Genomic DNA, 17,408 nt, shown 5'->3' with positions numbered 1-17,408 from the left:
CAGATTTAATAAGGAATTGGTTTTATACTTTAATAAAAGAGCCGATTTATCGGAATTAAGGTGGCACCGCGCTTTTAAGCGTCCTTAAGTTAATTCTTAAGACGCTTTTTTTGTTTTAATAGGAGGTATTATTTATGAGATTTTTATCAGGAATTCAGCCAAGTGGTAATATTACCCTTGGAAACTACATTGGAGCTGTAAAGCAGTTCGTTAAGCTACAGGAGCATCCAAACTTTACAGATTTTATGGTATTTGTTGCAGATTTACATTCGATTACAGTACCACAGGATAAGCAAGAATTAAGAAAGAATATTCGTTCCTTAGTTGCTATATATTTAGCTTGCGGATTAAATCCAGAAAAGGTACATATTTTTATTCAATCTGAGGTGCATGAGCATGCTGAGCTTGGTTGGATATTAGAATGCAATGGCTACATTGGTGAGCTTGAGCGTATGACACAATTTAAGGACAAAAAGGAAAAACAGGTTGCTGGAGTTTCTGTTGGTTTATTGACTTATCCTTCTTTAATGGCTGCAGATATCTTATTATATGATACAGATATTGTTCCTGTTGGACAAGATCAAAAACAGCATCTAGAATTAACAAGAACTCTTGCAGAAAGATTCAACAATAAATATGGGGAAACCTTCAAAGTTCCAGAACCATTTATTGCCCCATCTGGTGCCAAGATTATGTCTTTGGCAGATCCACTTAAGAAAATGAGTAAATCGGATCCAAATCCAAAGGCTTATATTTCTTTATTAGATGATATTAATATCGTTAAGAAAAAAATAAAGTCTGCCGTTACAGACTCTGATGGTAAAATTGCCTTTGATAAGGAAAATAAGCCAGGTATATCCAATTTATTAACGATTCTTTCTTGCTGTACAGATACTCCAATTGAGGAATTGGTTTTAAAATATAAGGATTCAAATTATGCAACATTCAAAGAAGATGTTGCAAATGCAGTTGCAGATGAGCTAAAGCCAATTCAAGAAAGATATAATGAAATCATTAATTCTAGCTTAATTGATGAGGTTTTAGATCAAGGAAGAGATTATGCAAGCCATCTTGCCAAAAAGAAATTAGCTAAGGTTTATAATAAGGTTGGCTTAGGTAGAAAAAGATAATGGATTACGAAGAGCTAATCACACAATTAAATTTGGATTTAGATAATAAAGAAAGCCAAGAGGAGGCCAAAATATTAAAGGCTAAGTTAGAAAGAAAGTCTTTTATCCTTCTTCTTTTATCCTCTATATTTATTGGATTATCCTTAATCACATTTATTATTTTACTTATTTTAGGGCTTAAAAGCTTTAATGAGACCATTCTATTTTCCATAATACCATTTGTACTTATGGTAATTTCTATTTTTGGTTTATTCTTTGGAGTAAGCTATAGAACACTTGCAAAATCAATAATTCTAGACGAAAAAATGGATGAGAACTAAACTCATCCATTTATTTTTTGGGCCATAGAATACTCTATAGAGTTTGAAAGCTCCTTAAGCATATTCCCCACAATTTCAACTAATTCTAAATATTCCTCAAGAAAGGGCATATCTAATAATTCTTCCTTTTTTGTGTTATATAAGGATAGATACATTTGATATTGTTTCGGCTGATGAAATTCCTTTGAGGAAACTAATTTCTTTTGAATATCCTTTAGCTCATCAAAGGCTTTTTTTATTTTTTCATTATGATCAACATAATGCTCTAGCTCTTTTAGTCTTTTTACCTCAGGAGTACTTAAATAATATTCCTTAAGCTTATCGATACTACTCACAAAGCTCTCCAATCATAAACCAGGTTTTCGCCTCAGTTACCTTAACATTTACAATCTTACCAATTAAGGATAAATCATCACTCTTAAAATGGGTAAGCTTATTGTGCTCAGAATAACCGCACATCATGCCATCACCATTTTTAGATTCACCATCAACTAATACCTTAACTACCTGTCCTACGAATCTCTCATGGCCCTTTAGGTAGCCTTCGTTGGTTACAGCAATTAATCGGTTTAATCTTTCCTTCTTTTCCTCATCTGAAGTGTGATCTACCATACGAGCTGCAGGAGTGCCTTCTCTTTTCGAATAAATAAAGGTAAATGCGCCCTCAAAGCCAGCCTCATGACATAAATCTAGGGTATGCAAGAATTGCTCCTCTGTTTCATTTGGAAAGCCTACAATGATATCTGTTGTAATGGAAATTCCAGGTACAAGCTCCTTAAGCTTGTTCACCTTTTCCATATATATTTCATGAGTATATTTTCTATTCATTATTTTTAAGATATCATTATCTCCACTTTGAACAGGGAGATGCAAGTGTGGCATTACGCTTCTACAATCTCTCATAGCCTCCATTGTCTTTAAATCTAAATCTCTTGGGTGGCTAGTTGTATATCTTATTCTTTCAATACCTGTCTTATCTAGGTCATATAATAAATCACCGAAGGTGTAATCAAGTCCTAAATCCTTGCCATAGGCATTTACATTTTGTCCAAGAAGCGTTACTTCCTTATAGCCCTCTTGTACTAATTCTTCTACTTCCTTTATAATATCATCCTTACTACGGCTTCTTTCTCTACCTCTTGTATAAGGTACAATACAATAGGTACAAAATTCATCGCATCCATACATAATGGATACCCAGGCCTTATGCTTCGATTTTCTATGCTTAGGGGCATCCTCTAAGATATTACCCTCATTAGATAATACCTCAACTACCTTTGCCTTAGTCATATAGGCATCATAAATAAGCTCTGGTAAATGATCTCTATTATGTGTACCAAAGACGATATCTACATCATAAGAATTAATAATCTTATTGGCTGCAGATTCCTCCTGTGGCATACATCCACAAATACCAACTAATAAATCTGGGTTGTCTCTTTTTCTGCCCTTAAGCTGACCTAAAACACCCCAAATTCTTTGTTCAGCATTTTCTCTTATCGCACAGGTATTTAATAATACTAAATCCGCATCTAATGGGTCTATTGCCTCAACATAGCCAATACCTTCTAAAATACCTGCCATAACCTCACTATCTGCCTCATTGCCCTGGCATCCATAGGTGTAGATATAATATTTTTTACCCTTACCTAAATTTTGATATTTATCATTTAGCTTATAATGGATGGTTTCAACATCCAAATTACGTCTAAGTTTTGCCTCCTTTAGGGATGGCATTGCCTTAACTTTTTTCATTTTATCACCACGCTTGGAAATTATACACTAAGAATAAAAGGAATAGCAAGACTGAAATTCCTTTATTCGTTCATTATTTTTCATTTAAAATATATTTCTTATTAAATCTTGTAATTGTATTCTTTAAACCAAAATCTAAAATGACTCCATTTAACATATATTCATTACCTGTTGCACATTTTAGTGGTTCAAACATGCCCGTTTTAAATCTTTGGATAACCATATCCTTATCATCACCTAAAATGGAATCAAATGCACCACACATTCCCATATCTGTGATGAAGCATGTATTATCAAATACCTGCTCATCTGCGGTTTGGGTGTGTGTATGTGAGCCTAAGATAGCATCTACCTTACCTGCAAAGTTAAAGAAGAATGCCTTCTTCTCACTTGTTGCATCCCCATGGAAATCAACAAGGATGTAATCTGCATCAATTCTATCAAGTAGCTTATCCATGGTTTTAAATGGGTCATCTAGTGGAGTATAGGTATATACTCTACCTAGCATATTTACAACTGCAATCCTTTTATCATTATATTGGATATATAATATATCCTTGCCATAAGAGGTGCCTAAATTTGCAGGGCGAGCAATGGTTGCATCATTAATATAATTTTTAATTTCTGATTTAGAAAATGTATGATTTCCCATAGACATACCTGCAATACCTAATTGCTTTAGCTGCTTATAATGCTTTTCAGATAAGCCCTTTCCTTGTGTTACATTTTCCGCATTCACCAAAACTAAATTAATTCTATTTTCTGATTTTATCGTATCAAGATTTTGTCTTAATACCTCTATTGTTTTTTCCCCAACAATATCACCTAAATATAATATACGCATAAAACACCTCCAAAGTTTTCAAAAAAAGGGTGATATTACTCACCCTTTTTTCTTACTTAGCAACATCCACTGAACGGATTTCACGGATTACTGTTACCTTAATCGTACCAGGGTAGGATAATTTGTTCTCAATTTCCTCCTTGATTTGACGGGCAATAGTAATTGTAGATAAATCATCAACCTCTTCAGGGTTAACAATTACTCTAACCTCTCTACCTGCCTGAATAGCAAAGGATGTCTTAACACCCTTAATACTATTTGAAATAGCTTCAAGATTCTCAAGTCTCTTTGTGTAATTTTCTAAGGAATCACTACGTGCACCTGGTCTTGCTGAAGATAATGCATCCGCAGCAGCAACCAAAACTGCAATAATTGATTTTGGAGCAACATCCTCATGATGGGATGCGATTGCATCAATAACCTCTTTAGGCTCATGATACTTCGTTGCAAGCTCAACACCAATTTCAACATGGCTTCCTTCAATTTCATGATCGACAGCCTTGCCAATATCGTGTAGTAAACCTGCACGTCTTGCCAAAATTTCATTTTCTCCAATTTCCGATGCAAGCTTTCCTGCAAGCATTGCGGTTTCAATACAATGCTTTAGAACGTTTTGGCCATAACTTGTACGGAAGTTCAAACGACCAATCAATCTTACCAAATCTGGATGAATCTTACCGATACCTGTTTTAAATACAGCATCCTCACCCATTTCTCTGATAACCATTTCAACCTCACCGCGGCATCTATCGATAACCTCTTCGATTCTTGCTGGATGGATTCTACCATCGGAAACTAAAATCTCAAGAGATCTCTTTGCGATCTCACGGCGGACAGGGTCAAATCCAGACAGTACTACAGCTTCAGGTGTATCATCAATAATTAAATCTACACCAGTAAGAGACTCAATTGCACGAATATTTCTACCTTCACGGCCAATAATTCTACCCTTTAATTCCTCCGAAGGAAGTGAAACAGTAGTTACTGTAACCTCGCCAGCAGTTTCTCCGGCATACTTTTGAATTGCTAGTGCTAAGATATTCTTACTCTTAGACTTAACCTCAAGTCTTGCACGCTCCTCTTCTTCCTTAATGTAGGTTGCAATTTCAACCTTCATGGATTCGCGGACAGTATCCATAACGACCTTACGTGCCTCATCCTTGGTTAATCCGGCAATTTCAACAAGCTTTTGCTCCTGAGCCTTTAGTAATGCCTCTACCTTATTATTTTGTTGTTCTAATTCTGCTTTCTTTTCATCAATCTTATTCTCTTTGGAATTTAGCATCTCTTCACGGCGGTCTAGGTTTGTAGCACGACGATCAAGAGTATCTTCACGCTGATTTAGCTTGTTTTCAAGCTCAACAACTGTAGATTTTCTTTCTCTAATATCCTGCTCAGCTTCAGTCTTTAACGCCTGAATCTCAGCCTTTCCTTCAAGAATTCGTTCTTTCTTTGCTTTTTCAGCCTCAGCATCGGCTAAAGCTAAAATTTTTTCTGCTTCTTCTTTTGCTTGAGCAATGGTTTTATCGTTTTTCTTAATACGAACGAAATAACCAATAAATACTCCAGCAGCTGACCCCAAAACAATAAGGACAGACAATAAAATGTATAACCATTGCATTTTATTTGGCCTCCCTATTTTTTTAAGAGTTTTTAAAAACTCTAGGTCTATTATACTTTTTTTGAAAGCGTTAGTCAATGATTCTAAAGGAAATAACAAAGGAAAAAAGAAACATGTTGTATTTTTTAGGATATTTTAAATTCACCATTTCATTTATAAATCTTTTTGATATAATTATTTTATACGAGGTGAATTTTATGTCGTTCAAAATGAAAAAATTAGATAGAAAAAAGAAAAAAGAAAAGGACCCAAATAAATTCCATTTAGGAAATAACGCAGGTACTTATCTTATAATATTAGGAGCCTTAATATGTGTTGGCTTTGTTGTAGTTATATTATTTATGACTTTGATTGGGAAGGATTCCTACCTACAGGTTTATAACAACAACAGGGTTTATCCATATCAGGATGAGGATCATCAGGAATTAATTCAAAGTCCTACATTTTATGATGCAAAGGATTATAAAACATTTGATATAAGCCTTAAAGCCAAATCCTTTGATACTCATGATGCACATAGAGCAGATTTCAATTTATCTGTATGCAAAAATGATGTATCCCCTGAATGCTTACCACTACGTTATCTTTCCAATAAATTTGAATATAAAATAGATTCCACCTATAGATTATATGCATCTATTTGTCTTGCATCCGATTGGGTTGGTGTTTGTAATTATTCTTCAAGCTATAGCTATATTACAAAATCAAATTTTGAAAGCACATTAGAAAAAACGAGTCCAAAATCCATATCCGTTACATTGAAAAACAATGAGGTATTCCCTATGAAAACACCCAATTGGCCAGTACCTGTTACAATTAACACACCAGATGCCTATCTATTACTTGCTTATTTCACATTTGAAAAGGGTGTTGAGACTCTTCATTTCGATGTAATTCATTATACATATAAGGAATTCTATGTAGCTGGAGTTACATCCCCTGCAATTTAGCATATAAGAAAAAGAGGTTTTTTCCTCTTTTTTTTATCCAATATACTTTTTTCCCTTCTAGACTTAAATTAAGTAATCTTACCAATTTCTATTATCTTAACAAAAATAAAAGGCCATAGAATTTCTATAGCCATAACATTGTTAAAAAAGTATATTTATTATTACTACAATTATCTTATTAATTTTAATTACACTATGTATAATAGTGACTTATTCTATTTTTATTATTAATTTTATAACACATGGTATAGCAATAATTGTTTTCCTAATTAAGGCTATAACAACTATTATAGAACTAGCAATATAATTAACGTATTCAAATTTTAATATTGTAATTAAATGATAATCCGTTATGATTATTATTTAATTTTAGGAAATGGGAAATTATCCTCCCATTTTTTCATTTACCATTCGGTCTCGTTCGGTCTCGTTCAGTAGCTGATACCGGCCGATAGTGGCTGATACCGGCTGATTACTATTTTCTTTTATATTTAGCAGATGGAACATTACCTTCAATGTATAAAACATTTTTACCTACTAAAGTGGATAGTATTTCTTTTGCTCTTGATACTTTAACATCTAATAAATCCTCAACAGTTATTCGTCTAATAGAGCCATGCTCATTAATGAAGTTAACAATTATTTGTTCTTGTTCAGTAAGTTCTTGAGTATTTATTGTTTCTACTTTTTTGGTATGTTCATCAAGCATTTCTAGAGCTCTTGAATCAAATTTAAAATTCACTAATAAAAACCGATGATTTTACACATCGGTTTTTTTAAGTTCGGTTCTTCCTTACACATCTATTTTTTAAAGAACCATTTATATTAAATAAATCGTATTTAAACTATGCCTTAGTATAACGAATGTTTTCCGCAACTAAATGTACATTTAAATCAGAATCTGCAAGCTCCTCTTTTGTCTTACCAATACCAGATAATAATACTGCACCCTGGTATACGGTTACAAATTGATTGAAATTAACACCCACAGTTAATCTAGCTGCATAATCGACTACAACCTCACCCTTTTGATCTGCGTCAAAGAAATTAAAACCAAAGAAGCCATCCAGTTGTGTGCAGAAAGGACAAACCTTTAGCATGATGGTAATATCGTTAGATTTTGCAAAATCTAAGATTTCATCTCTTGATGCATGAATAAAATCATATAATGTTTTAACATCATCGTTATATGGTAGGAAATAGAATCTTATATCATCATTTTCTAATTCCTTGTATGGTGCATCACTCTTGATTTCATCGCGTTCCTTCTTTACTGCATCAATTTTATCCTGGAAGGATGAAAAGCTTGATTGATATTTTTCATAATCGGATAAGAACTTATCCATATGATAGGTATTGGCTGCACCTAAGATGGTATAGCCCTTAGCATCTAAAAGATTCTTAAATCCTAGATAATACTCCTTATCTAAGGTTGCCTCAAGAACAACCTTTGGATTGGATGCTAGAGGTGGAATCTCTAGATATTCATTATATCGATCCATTACAGATGTATAGGATCTTCTTAAGCCCTTTCTGTTATATAATTTTAAATTCCTTTCAAAAATAGGAATATTAATCTCTACTGCTGTCATAAATAAAACCTCTTTCTAAACACTATACTTATTATACTAATTTTTCATGATTTGACAAGAATTTAAAGCTTGTAATCGAGCCCTTCCTTATAAAGAATTAGGGAAGCTGCAAATTTGCCACTTACAGCCGCAACTCCAGTTCCTCCAGGAAGCATTAGCCATTGGTTCGATAATATCAAATTATCGATACCAGGAATTAGGGCACTTCTCGTAACTTGTGGGACAGTAGGTGATAGCGCATAGGTCATAAAGGTGCCCTTGTAGCTATTGTTATATCTTTCATAGGTTAATGGAGTTAATACATCAATCAATTCAAAATCATCACATTTATAATACTTTATTAATTCCTTTTTGAAGAATTCTCCAACCTCGCTTTTAAAGCATTGATATTCTTCCTTCGAGAATGCTTTTATCTTTTCATAATCATCCTCATAGGTTGTAAGATAAACCTGAATCGTAGTATAGCCATTTGTGATTAATGTATCGTCATAGCCATATTGTCTTATGGATAAGGCATCTCCCTTTATACCCATAATATCATAGGCATCTATTTTCTTTATTGGGGCTATATCATAGCCAGAAAAATTCATTTTTGTACGGTAAGATGCAATGACATAGCTATAGGTTGGATATTTTATCTTATCTCTATCATATTCACTTAAGGGCTTAATTTCATATTTATTCTTTAATAAATGATTTTCTAAATAATGTAGGTCGCAGGCTGCAACTACATAATCAAAGGAATGAAATTCATTCGTTTCTAAGGTAATGCCTATGGCCTTAGAGCCTTCGATATGAATTTCATCTACTGGGCTATTATAATAAATTTTTCCCCCTAAGGATAAAAATTTATTTAATATTCCATCCCTCATAGACATACTACAGCCTTCCGGAATAGAGGCATTTTTATTTGTGAAATTCGATAGGGTTTGAATGAAATAAAAGGCGCTAAAATGGGAATTGACTAAGCAATTCTTTAAGGCATATTGTATAACCTTACTATGAAACCTATCTGCAACCTCACCTATAGATAATTTTAAATAATGGCGCATTTTACGCATGATATTCATATCCATTTTAATGCTTTTAGGATCGATGAATTCATATGGAATATCACTTGGTATTTCCATAATACCCATTTGCTTTACGGCATCTATAAAGATCTTACATTCCTCATCATCATTCTCTGAATATTTATAGAATTCCTCCTCTAATTTATGGATATCCATATAAAAATGAAATACATTACCCTCATATTCTACAGTACAAAAGGATTCTGGGTGAATCATTTTTGTGTTTTCATCTAAAGCACCAAGCTCCTTCCAAATTTGGTTTAGTCTTGTGCCCTTTAAAGATCCCTGCATCCAGTGCATGCAGCCATCAATAATCGAATTTTTTCTTTTCCAGATGGTTAAGAATCCTCCAGCATAGGCATTCTTTTCATATATAGAAACATCAAAGCCCTTTTTTAAAAGATATATACCGCAGGATAAGCCAGAGATACCTGCTCCTATAATGCCAACCTTTTTCATAGGTCCCCCTTTCAAAAAAGACCACATTATTCTGTGGTCTTAATATAATCCTCTAGTTCGTATACATAACGAATCTTATTCTGCGCATGAGATTTTACATAATCTGGTGCGGATTCCATCGCAAAGCTATGAGGGAATTCATCTAGCATTGGAATATCATTGCCAGAATCACCAACAACAACGACCTCATCATCCTTAATATTACATTTTTCAAATAATTCTCTTAAGGATTTCGCTTTGTTTGTCCCCTTAGCTACAATTTCCACTGCAGTACCAGATTCAAAGAATTCATAATAATCGCCTAAAATTGTACGCATTCTTTCGGCAAAGTCCTTTGCCTTTTGCATACCCTTTTTATTGTTTTCAGAAAATCCAAATAATGGCATGACCTTATATACCTTAGAATTTGGATCCTCAAGCATTTTATTTATTCTTTTTCTTCCGAATCTTGAAAATTCATAATATGCACCCTGCATCTTAAGACCTAAGAGTGCAAATGGAGTAAATATTTTAGGGAAATGAATTAAATCGATAAGTATTCCCTTAAAATTACCCATTAATACAACCGATACAATATTTTTATCCTTATCAAATTCTTCAAATAAATGAGGAATCTCCTTTTTATCTACTACGCTTTCCTTAATCAAATTACCATCCTGAATAACAATAGAACCGCTACATCCTATCATAGAAAGCTTTCTTTTCGCTTTAATTCTTTTTTCAATCTTTTCTGCAATACTACGATTTCTGCCTGTAACTAAGACAATCTCTTTATCACTATTTAAAAGATTCTTTAAGAATTTTCTATTTTTACTTTTTAAAAGGCGAATTCTTCTTTTGGGATAGAAAAGAGTACCATCTAAATCTGTAGCAACAGCACGAATCATACTATCACGCTCCATATCATTATTATATAAAAAAGATAAATAAAAATCTATCCTATTTCTGTATTTTTTGGAATTCCAAAAATAAATCTTTAGCGAGCTTAGAATCCATCTTTAACCCTAAGAAATAGCAATCCGCATAATATGCCTGATAAAATAGCATAGCCTCTCCATTTAAAGTCTTTAACCCGTTCCTTCTTGCTAGACGCAAGAATTCAGATTCCTTTGGCTCATAGATTAAATCTACTGCAGCTTCTGCACCCTTAAAAAATTCCTCTCCAATAGGTGATTTTCCTATCGTTTTATGCATTCCAACCCCAGTACAGTTCATAATACAATCATAGTGATCCATCTTTAATTCCGTAAGTGGCGTAAAGCCTTTGAATTCATTATATAGAGAATGTAGTCCCTCTTGGTTTAAATCGTATGCAAAAACCTCTGCATCTTCTTCCATTAGCTTTTTAATTACGCTTCTTCCAACTCCACCACTACCTAAGACTAAAACTTTTTTGCCCTTTACCTCAATTCCACCATTATGTAGCATGAGCATAAAGCCCATACCATCGGTGTTGTAGCCCGCCTTTTCCTTGCAGCAAATGGTATTTACTGCCCCAAAGGTTTTCGCATCATCTAAGATATGATTTAAATATTTCATACAATCTAGCTTGTATGGAATGGTTACGTTTAGAGTATCATATTCTTCTAATATTTCTTTGAATTTTAAATCAAAGTCCTCTATAGCAATCGATATCTTATCATATGTGCATTCTACATTTAATTTATTTAGGATAAATGTATGCATCAAAGGGCTTAAGGATTTTGATACATCCTTACCTACAACAGCCATTTTTAGTTTCATAATCTCACCTCAACTAGAAATTATTCATATTATAATATTATCGATTTGATTTTTAAATAGGAATATTTACTTTAAATGTAAAAATGATAAAATGAATTTGTATTAGGAGGATAAGAATATGGAAAAAAAGTGGTGGCATGATAAGTTTGTTTATCAGATTTATCCAAAAAGCTTTAAGGATGATAATAATGATGGAATTGGAGATATAAAGGGTATTATATCCAAATTAGATTATTTACATGATTTAGGTGTAGATATTTTATGGTTAACTCCTTTTTTTACATCTCCTATGGTAGATAATGGCTATGATATAGCCGATTATTGTGATATCAATCCTCTATTTGGCACTATGGAGGATATGGAAATGTTAATATCTGAGGCTAAAAAAAGAGAGATTTATATTATGATGGATATGGTTGCAAACCATTGCTCAAGCGAGCATAGATGGTTTAAGGAGGCTATAAAATCTAAGGATAACCCATATCATGATTATTTCATATTTAGAGATGAACCTGTCCACCCTGAGCATAAATCCTGCTTCGGTGGTGAGGCATGGGAATATGTGGAATCCTTAAATCAATATTATTTCCATGAATTTGCAAAGGAACAGCCGGATTTAAATTTTGATAATCCAAAGATTATGGAAGAAATTGAAAATGCTATTAATTTCTGGATGAAAAAGGGTATCAGGGGTATTCGATTTGATGTTATCCATATGATTGGAAAAGAAATCGATAATGGTATTTATGGATATGGACCTAAGCTTCACAAACGAGTACAGGAGCTTTATAGAACAAGCTATGGAAATTATGATATTATCACTGTAGGTGAGGCATGGGGAAATTTAAATGATGCATTAGATTTTACATTACCAGAGAGAAAAGAATTCAATATGGTATTCCAATTTGAATGTACCTCTTCTACGAATGATAATAAAAGGCATGGCAAATTCACACCAAAGCCAATCGATATGAAGTATTGTAAGGATACATGGATTAAATATCAAAATGGATTAAACTCTAAATCATGGAATGCATTATTTGTTGAAAATCATGATTTAGGTAGATGCATTAATCGCTTTGGAAGCCTAGATTATATTATAGAATCTGCAAAAGCTATCGCAACAATGATTTATTTCCAAAAGGGTACTCCATATATTTACCAAGGCCAAGAGATTGGTATGTTAAACATAAGAATGGATAGCTTAAGTGATTATAATGATGTTGAGGTTCATGGTGCATATAAGGATTATGTACTTGGCTTAAAGGATATAACCCATGAGGATTTTATGGAAGCCTGCTATAAGGAAGCAAGAGATAACGCAAGAACTCCATTCCAGTGGAATAATACCATAAATGCTGGATTCAATTTAGGCACAAAGCCTTGGCTTAAGATAAATCCAAATTATACATTTGTGAATGTATCAGATGAATTAAAGGATCCGAATTCTATATTAAATTATTATAAAGAATTGATAAAACTAAGAAAAAATCCTTTCTATAAGGATACCTTTGTCTATGGCACATTTACTGCCCTAGATTTAGATAATAAAGATATCTTCCTATATAAAAGAGAATATAATCATCAAACCATCGTCGTTTTAGTGAATATGATGGATAAAAAAATACCTTATACCATTCCATTTGAAATCGATAAGGTATTACTTAAAAACTATAATAAGGAATATAATACCAAGGACATTCTATTATCTCCTTATGAAGCAATTGTATATTTAGTAAAGTAATTGGGACATTTTATGTCCCATTTTTTATATATAAAAAGGTGTAGATTATCCACACCTTAAATATCCTTCTTTACTATACCCTTAGTATATACAATTAATTGTTCAATTTCAGAATAAGCCTTCTTCGTAAGCTTATTGATTTTTGGATAACCCCATCCATCAAAAAAATGATTTGGTCCAATTAAGGATCCACATCTTACATCCTCTGTTAATGCATATGGAATAGAAAGGGAGGCCTTCTCTGGGGTCATAAATATATTTGCCACAGGCTTAAATATTCTCATATACCATGGCTTAAACATATTTAGTAGTAATTCTGTTTTCGCTATTCCTGGATGAGTCATTATAGTTTTTATATTGCTATCCATATATTTATTTGCAAGATATATAGAATATTTTGTTAGGCAAAGCTTACTTCTTGAATAGATTTGGAATGCATTCTTTTTCTTCTTTTCAAAGAAGAAATCATTATAATTCATCTTTCCACTTTTATAGGAAATGCTTGATGTATTTATTAATTTAACTTCATGAGATAGACTCATAAAATAAGGTAATAATCTTTCAACTAAAACGAATGTACCAATATAATTTGTACCCATAACTAATGGATAGCCATCTATAGTTCTATTCTTCCCGCTAAAGACTCCTGCGTTATTCACAAATCCATAGACATCTACCTTATTTCTTTTGATTCTTGCAGCAAATTTTTTAATAGAATCAAGGCTTGCAAGGTCTAAAGGATAAATATCTATAGTAGAATTTTGATATTCTTCTATAAGCTTTTGTTTGATTTCCTCTGCCTTTTCTTTATTTCTTGCAGCAAGAATTAGATTTGCACCTAAGTAAAGCAATTCCTCAGCCGCCTTAAGTCCAATCCCACTGGTTGCCCCTGTGATTACTATAGTTTTACCCACTATGGAATTTTTACATTTCTTATTCAGATACCTTTTCGTTTTTTCCTTTAGACTCATAAAAATTACCTCACCCATACATTTTAGCATAAAAATTATTTTTGTATCGATGAAAGAGTTTTACTAAAACAATTTAGCCTCCTTAGGCTTTAAATAATACCTGAACAAATAGATGATATATACTATAGCAAATCCCAAAAATACAGATATTGTATTTCTTAAAAAATCAAGAGTACTCATAATTCTTCCTGGAATGAAATATTGTAAGGATTCTGCAAGCATTCCGTAGGCCATTGTTATAAGCATACCTATGAAATAGTATTTCATATTTAAATCCTTAAAGCCAAAATAAGCATATATTGTAAGAGATATAAAGAATCCTACTAGGATATAGCACGCAATATGTCCTAAATTTTTTTGGACAAATTCGTTTAAGGATAAGCCCCCTACATCCTTTATGACATAGCCATCCTTTGTATAGCATTTTATATCATAATTATTTTTATATGAATCATTGAAAGACACAGTAGCATCTCCATAGTCTAAGCATTCAATATAAAGCTTAGATTCCTCTTGATCTATCGTTGCTTTAATGATATTCGTGCGTGAAGAAAAAGCATATAATGGCCTTTCAATACCTACTGCCTCATGATTAATTCTTACATCAAAGACTTGAATTTCACCCTTTTTCATTTCTAAGGATATTGTATCCTCTAGTAGAGTACCATCCTTAAATATTTCAAAAGGATAGGTTTTAAATAGCTTTTTTATTTCATTATCTACCTCAGGTACATTTCCCATTTCATAGCCTTTAAGCTCAACTACATTCGATTGAATTTTAATTCCATCGTGGCTAGCGATTGTTTCTATATAGAAGGTATCCATATTTGTTACCTCCTTCATATAGATAAAGAAGCTTTTCGTTGCTCTTTTAATATTTCCATCAGATCCATAATAATATTCTGGAAAGAAATAATAATTCTTAGGATTTGTACATACTACCCTAAAGCCTTCAGGAGTCATATTTTCAAATTTTATGATATCTTCCTCTAGGTATTTATGATTTGTAGATAGGTATGAAGATGTACTCGATTTCGATATAGTTATATTTGGGTTATCTAAGGCTTCATTATATATAGAATCTAATACTGTAAAATAATATTTATTTCCTTTTTCATTTTCTATATAGTAACGTCCAGGCTTACACTTAGAATCTATAACTATATATTGCTGGTAGGGCAATACTTCAATATATGGGCTTGAGGTTTTAAATTTAAAATTATCTAAATATAATAATTTAATATAATATTCCATAAATAATAAATTCGATGAGCCAATACTCAATACATCCTTCCTTGTATAGGTATCATAATGGTTGTTCATTTTAAAGAATCCATAATTCATATAGGTATCATAATAATGATTATAGAAGGAATAATCAAAGGTTATATAGGAATTTCTTTGTACCTCATCCATATTTAGGATAATGTCATAATTAATTTCTTTTATATCATCTATAGCTTTATAGCTATATTCATCTAATAATTGATTTTTTTTATTATATATACTTAAGGTGTTATCCCCTTTAATCTCGCTTTGAATATAAAAATATAAGAAATCATCCCTAAATTCATATTGAATTTGTGTATAATCCTTATTCAATATTTCATAATGAATATCCTTTTCATATTCCTTATTCTGTTCCCTATATTTATATTTCAATACACAAATTTCATTAACACCTATAGTATTTTCTCCTGCTAAATCCCCTAAGGGCTTAAATTCATCTATAAGCTCGATATGATCAATCGTATAATAAATATTACCTCTAAAGAATTGTAATACCTTATTGGTAATATTTGACACCCAATCATTTTGAGCCTTACTCCAGGAAGATGGCATTGTCTCTTCTATAAAAATAAATAGAGTAAAAAGAATAGATAAACAAGCCAGAATATAAAATTTTAAATTCCTTTTTGCCTTCATATCTATTCACCTCGTATATAAAATAGTATATCATAAAAAAACACCTCTTAAGAGGTATTTTTGTTAATTTCCTTAAGTTTCCAGTCGTTATATTACTTTATTTATTTTTCACCAACGCTGTAGAAATGAGGAATATTATAAAATCAAGCACTATAAAACGAATTAAATTTGTTAATTCTTGAGAAATGTTATTTTAAAAATACGCATAAATATAAATCATAAGCATTTGACTATAAAAAAATGGAATAGTATAATTTTAATTGTTTTTGGCATCGTTTTTACAATTAAATAGTAATTTATGTAGGGGAGTATGCCAATGATTTATAAAAATTATAAGAGGAGATTATTTATGAAAAAAAGTAATATAGGTTTTGCAATATTTATCTTTTCTATATTCATTATTTCACTAACAAGTTGTGCAATGTTTGATGATTATGAAAAATTATGTGACGAAAAGATTGAAACAATAATTTCAGCTGCTACAGATAATGAACCTGAAGCAATAAAAAGCCTTTTTTCAAAAAATACAATGAATAGCGATGCAAGATTTGATGAAAAGGTAAATGAATTTATAGATTTTTTTGAAGGTACTTACCAATCTTATGATCGTGATGGTTTATATACCAAAGAAGATATAGATTCTAATAAAGTTATTAAATTTCATAGAATTTCATACGATGTATTTACTACAAAATATGTATATCGTATAGCATTCAAGTGGTATTCAAAGGATGATTATGATAAGAATAATTTAGGCATAAGCTCATTATATGTTACCCGTTTAGAGTTGAATTCCAATTTAGATGAAACTTATTGGGGAGATGTTTCTAACAGAATAGGATTATTTATAGAAAAATAATAAAGTATATTATGAAAAATCAGGAATATATAAAATCATCAAATATATAGAAATTAGGTTTTCCTATGAGAAGGAATATAGATGTGTGACAATTGCTAAATAGGATATAGATAGAAACTTAGCAATTATAAAATTAGAAAATATAGACGGATTATATTTAAAACCAATTGAATTTGGTAACAGTACGAAATCCACATAGAGATCCACTCGAAATGGGTTTTTATATTCAAAGCTATATTCTAGGCTACTTAATATCGTATCTATTTTAAATCTTAATTCATAAATCTCAGGGTGAAAGGGATTGGGCCATAGCCCTCTACTAGATAATCCTATACAATAATTTGACTATCCTTATTGATTTTTTCTTTACCCTTGTATCGTAAGATAAATTCTCCTTATAATCCTCAAACTCTAAGGATTT

Annotated in this window: 16 protein-coding genes; 5 read left to right on the top strand and 11 right to left on the bottom strand. The window is 31.8% G+C overall.

Annotated elements, in window-relative coordinates; genetic code table 11:
- Positions 1 to 134: 134 nt before the first annotated feature.
- The gene (trpS, locus tag SPJ17_RS07495; RefSeq protein WP_321094307.1) at positions 135 to 1,130 is read left to right on the top strand and encodes a tryptophan--tRNA ligase; all 996 of its coding nucleotides are present in this window, start codon (positions 135 to 137) and stop codon (positions 1,128 to 1,130) included.
- Positions 1,130 to 1,450 carry a hypothetical protein gene (locus SPJ17_RS07490; RefSeq protein WP_321094304.1) on the top strand — a complete coding sequence of 107 codons (321 nt, stop codon included), beginning with the start codon at positions 1,130 to 1,132 and terminating at the stop codon, positions 1,448 to 1,450. The genes trpS and SPJ17_RS07490 overlap by 1 nt, the downstream gene beginning before the upstream one ends.
- 2 nt (positions 1,451 to 1,452) lie before the next feature.
- Here SPJ17_RS07490 and SPJ17_RS07485 read toward each other — a convergent pair whose 3' ends face one another.
- The 4 genes from SPJ17_RS07485 to rny all read right to left on the bottom strand — a co-directional run bounded on the left by SPJ17_RS07485 (position 1,453) and on the right by rny (position 5,670).
- Entirely contained in the window at positions 1,453 to 1,785 is a 333-nt protein-coding gene (locus SPJ17_RS07485) for a YlbF family regulator (RefSeq protein ID WP_321094301.1), read from the bottom strand.
- Entirely contained in the window at positions 1,778 to 3,205 is a 1,428-nt protein-coding gene (gene miaB / locus SPJ17_RS07480) for a tRNA (N6-isopentenyl adenosine(37)-C2)-methylthiotransferase MiaB (RefSeq protein ID WP_321094298.1), read from the bottom strand. The genes SPJ17_RS07485 and miaB overlap by 8 nt, the downstream gene beginning before the upstream one ends.
- A gap of 73 nt (positions 3,206 to 3,278) precedes the next feature.
- Positions 3,279 to 4,049 carry a TIGR00282 family metallophosphoesterase gene (locus SPJ17_RS07475; RefSeq protein WP_321094296.1) on the bottom strand — a complete coding sequence of 257 codons (771 nt, stop codon included), beginning with the start codon at positions 4,047 to 4,049 and terminating at the stop codon, positions 3,279 to 3,281.
- 52 nt (positions 4,050 to 4,101) lie between these two features.
- Positions 4,102 to 5,670 carry a ribonuclease Y gene (gene rny, locus SPJ17_RS07470; RefSeq protein WP_321094294.1) on the bottom strand — a complete coding sequence of 523 codons (1,569 nt, stop codon included), beginning with the start codon at positions 5,668 to 5,670 and terminating at the stop codon, positions 4,102 to 4,104.
- Between the two features lie 197 nt (positions 5,671 to 5,867).
- On the opposite strand from rny, the gene SPJ17_RS07465 reads away from it, so the two are divergent.
- On the top strand, positions 5,868 to 6,620 hold the full coding sequence (locus tag SPJ17_RS07465; RefSeq protein ID WP_321094291.1) for a hypothetical protein: 753 nt from the start codon (positions 5,868 to 5,870) through the stop codon (positions 6,618 to 6,620).
- A gap of 475 nt (positions 6,621 to 7,095) precedes the next feature.
- On the opposite strand, the gene SPJ17_RS07460 is transcribed toward SPJ17_RS07465, so the two are convergent.
- The 5 genes from SPJ17_RS07460 to SPJ17_RS07440 all read right to left on the bottom strand — a co-directional run bounded on the left by SPJ17_RS07460 (position 7,096) and on the right by SPJ17_RS07440 (position 11,487).
- Positions 7,096 to 7,329, bottom strand: a complete 234-nt coding sequence (locus tag SPJ17_RS07460; protein ID WP_321094288.1) for a hypothetical protein — start codon at positions 7,327 to 7,329, stop codon at positions 7,096 to 7,098.
- Positions 7,330 to 7,465: 136 nt separating this feature from the next.
- Entirely contained in the window at positions 7,466 to 8,212 is a 747-nt protein-coding gene (locus SPJ17_RS07455) for a hypothetical protein (protein WP_321094286.1), read from the bottom strand.
- A gap of 62 nt (positions 8,213 to 8,274) precedes the next feature.
- Positions 8,275 to 9,744: an FAD-dependent oxidoreductase gene (locus SPJ17_RS07450; protein ID WP_321094284.1), complete on the bottom strand. Its 1,470-nt coding sequence runs from the start codon at positions 9,742 to 9,744 to the stop codon at positions 8,275 to 8,277.
- Between the two features lie 26 nt (positions 9,745 to 9,770).
- Positions 9,771 to 10,631: an HAD-IIB family hydrolase gene (locus SPJ17_RS07445; RefSeq protein ID WP_321094283.1), complete on the bottom strand. Its 861-nt coding sequence runs from the start codon at positions 10,629 to 10,631 to the stop codon at positions 9,771 to 9,773.
- A 52-nt stretch (positions 10,632 to 10,683) separates the two neighbouring features.
- On the bottom strand, positions 10,684 to 11,487 hold the full coding sequence (locus tag SPJ17_RS07440; protein ID WP_321094281.1) for a shikimate dehydrogenase: 804 nt from the start codon (positions 11,485 to 11,487) through the stop codon (positions 10,684 to 10,686).
- Positions 11,488 to 11,605: 118 nt separating this feature from the next.
- On the opposite strand from SPJ17_RS07440, the gene SPJ17_RS07435 reads away from it, so the two are divergent.
- Positions 11,606 to 13,231 (top strand): alpha-glucosidase, encoded by a 1,626-nt coding sequence (locus SPJ17_RS07435; RefSeq protein WP_321094277.1) that lies wholly within the window; start codon positions 11,606 to 11,608, stop codon positions 13,229 to 13,231.
- Positions 13,232 to 13,287: 56 nt separating this feature from the next.
- Here SPJ17_RS07435 and SPJ17_RS07430 read toward each other — a convergent pair whose 3' ends face one another.
- Together SPJ17_RS07430 and SPJ17_RS07425 are read right to left on the bottom strand one after the other, a co-directional pair.
- Positions 13,288 to 14,202, bottom strand: coding sequence for an SDR family NAD(P)-dependent oxidoreductase (locus SPJ17_RS07430; RefSeq protein ID WP_321094275.1), 915 nt, complete (start codon positions 14,200 to 14,202; stop codon positions 13,288 to 13,290).
- Positions 14,203 to 14,265: 63 nt separating this feature from the next.
- Complete coding sequence (locus tag SPJ17_RS07425) at positions 14,266 to 16,128, bottom strand: VanZ family protein (RefSeq protein WP_321094271.1); 1,863 nt, start codon at positions 16,126 to 16,128, stop codon at positions 14,266 to 14,268.
- 349 nt (positions 16,129 to 16,477) lie between these two features.
- On the opposite strand from SPJ17_RS07425, the gene SPJ17_RS07420 reads away from it, so the two are divergent.
- Positions 16,478 to 16,987, top strand: a complete 510-nt coding sequence (locus SPJ17_RS07420; protein ID WP_321094269.1) for a DUF5104 domain-containing protein — start codon at positions 16,478 to 16,480, stop codon at positions 16,985 to 16,987.
- The last annotated feature ends 421 nt before the right edge of the window (positions 16,988 to 17,408 follow it).

The sequence above is a fragment of the Anaeroplasma sp. genome, from assembly GCF_034179385.1.
Lineage (GTDB): Bacteria > Bacillota_I > Bacilli_A > Acholeplasmatales > Anaeroplasmataceae > Anaeroplasma.
Note: the sequence above shows the minus strand (reverse complement) of the source record. Positions and strands in the feature narration are given on the sequence as shown.

Excerpts from the sequence above, each read along its gene's own strand:
- SPJ17_RS07460 (WP_321094288.1), bottom strand. The coding sequence starts at position 7,329 with ATGCTTGATGAACATACCAAAAAAGTAGAAACAATAAATACTCAAGAA.
- SPJ17_RS07450 (WP_321094284.1), bottom strand. The coding sequence starts at position 9,744 with ATGAAAAAGGTTGGCATTATAGGAGCAGGTATCTCTGGCTTATCCTGC.
- SPJ17_RS07445 (WP_321094283.1), bottom strand. The coding sequence starts at position 10,631 with ATGATTCGTGCTGTTGCTACAGATTTAGATGGTACTCTTTTCTATCCC.
- SPJ17_RS07455 (WP_321094286.1), bottom strand. The coding sequence starts at position 8,212 with ATGACAGCAGTAGAGATTAATATTCCTATTTTTGAAAGGAATTTAAAA.
- SPJ17_RS07440 (WP_321094281.1), bottom strand. The coding sequence starts at position 11,487 with ATGAAACTAAAAATGGCTGTTGTAGGTAAGGATGTATCAAAATCCTTA.
- SPJ17_RS07420 (WP_321094269.1), top strand. The coding sequence starts at position 16,478 with ATGAAAAAAAGTAATATAGGTTTTGCAATATTTATCTTTTCTATATTC.
- SPJ17_RS07465 (WP_321094291.1), top strand. The coding sequence starts at position 5,868 with ATGTCGTTCAAAATGAAAAAATTAGATAGAAAAAAGAAAAAAGAAAAG.
- rny (WP_321094294.1), bottom strand. The coding sequence starts at position 5,670 with ATGCAATGGTTATACATTTTATTGTCTGTCCTTATTGTTTTGGGGTCA.
- SPJ17_RS07475 (WP_321094296.1), bottom strand. The coding sequence starts at position 4,049 with ATGCGTATATTATATTTAGGTGATATTGTTGGGGAAAAAACAATAGAG.
- trpS (WP_321094307.1), top strand. The coding sequence starts at position 135 with ATGAGATTTTTATCAGGAATTCAGCCAAGTGGTAATATTACCCTTGGA.
- SPJ17_RS07490 (WP_321094304.1), top strand. The coding sequence starts at position 1,130 with ATGGATTACGAAGAGCTAATCACACAATTAAATTTGGATTTAGATAAT.
- SPJ17_RS07435 (WP_321094277.1), top strand. The coding sequence starts at position 11,606 with ATGGAAAAAAAGTGGTGGCATGATAAGTTTGTTTATCAGATTTATCCA.
- SPJ17_RS07430 (WP_321094275.1), bottom strand. The coding sequence starts at position 14,202 with ATGAGTCTAAAGGAAAAAACGAAAAGGTATCTGAATAAGAAATGTAAA.
- SPJ17_RS07425 (WP_321094271.1), bottom strand. The coding sequence starts at position 16,128 with ATGAAGGCAAAAAGGAATTTAAAATTTTATATTCTGGCTTGTTTATCT.
- miaB (WP_321094298.1), bottom strand. The coding sequence starts at position 3,205 with ATGAAAAAAGTTAAGGCAATGCCATCCCTAAAGGAGGCAAAACTTAGA.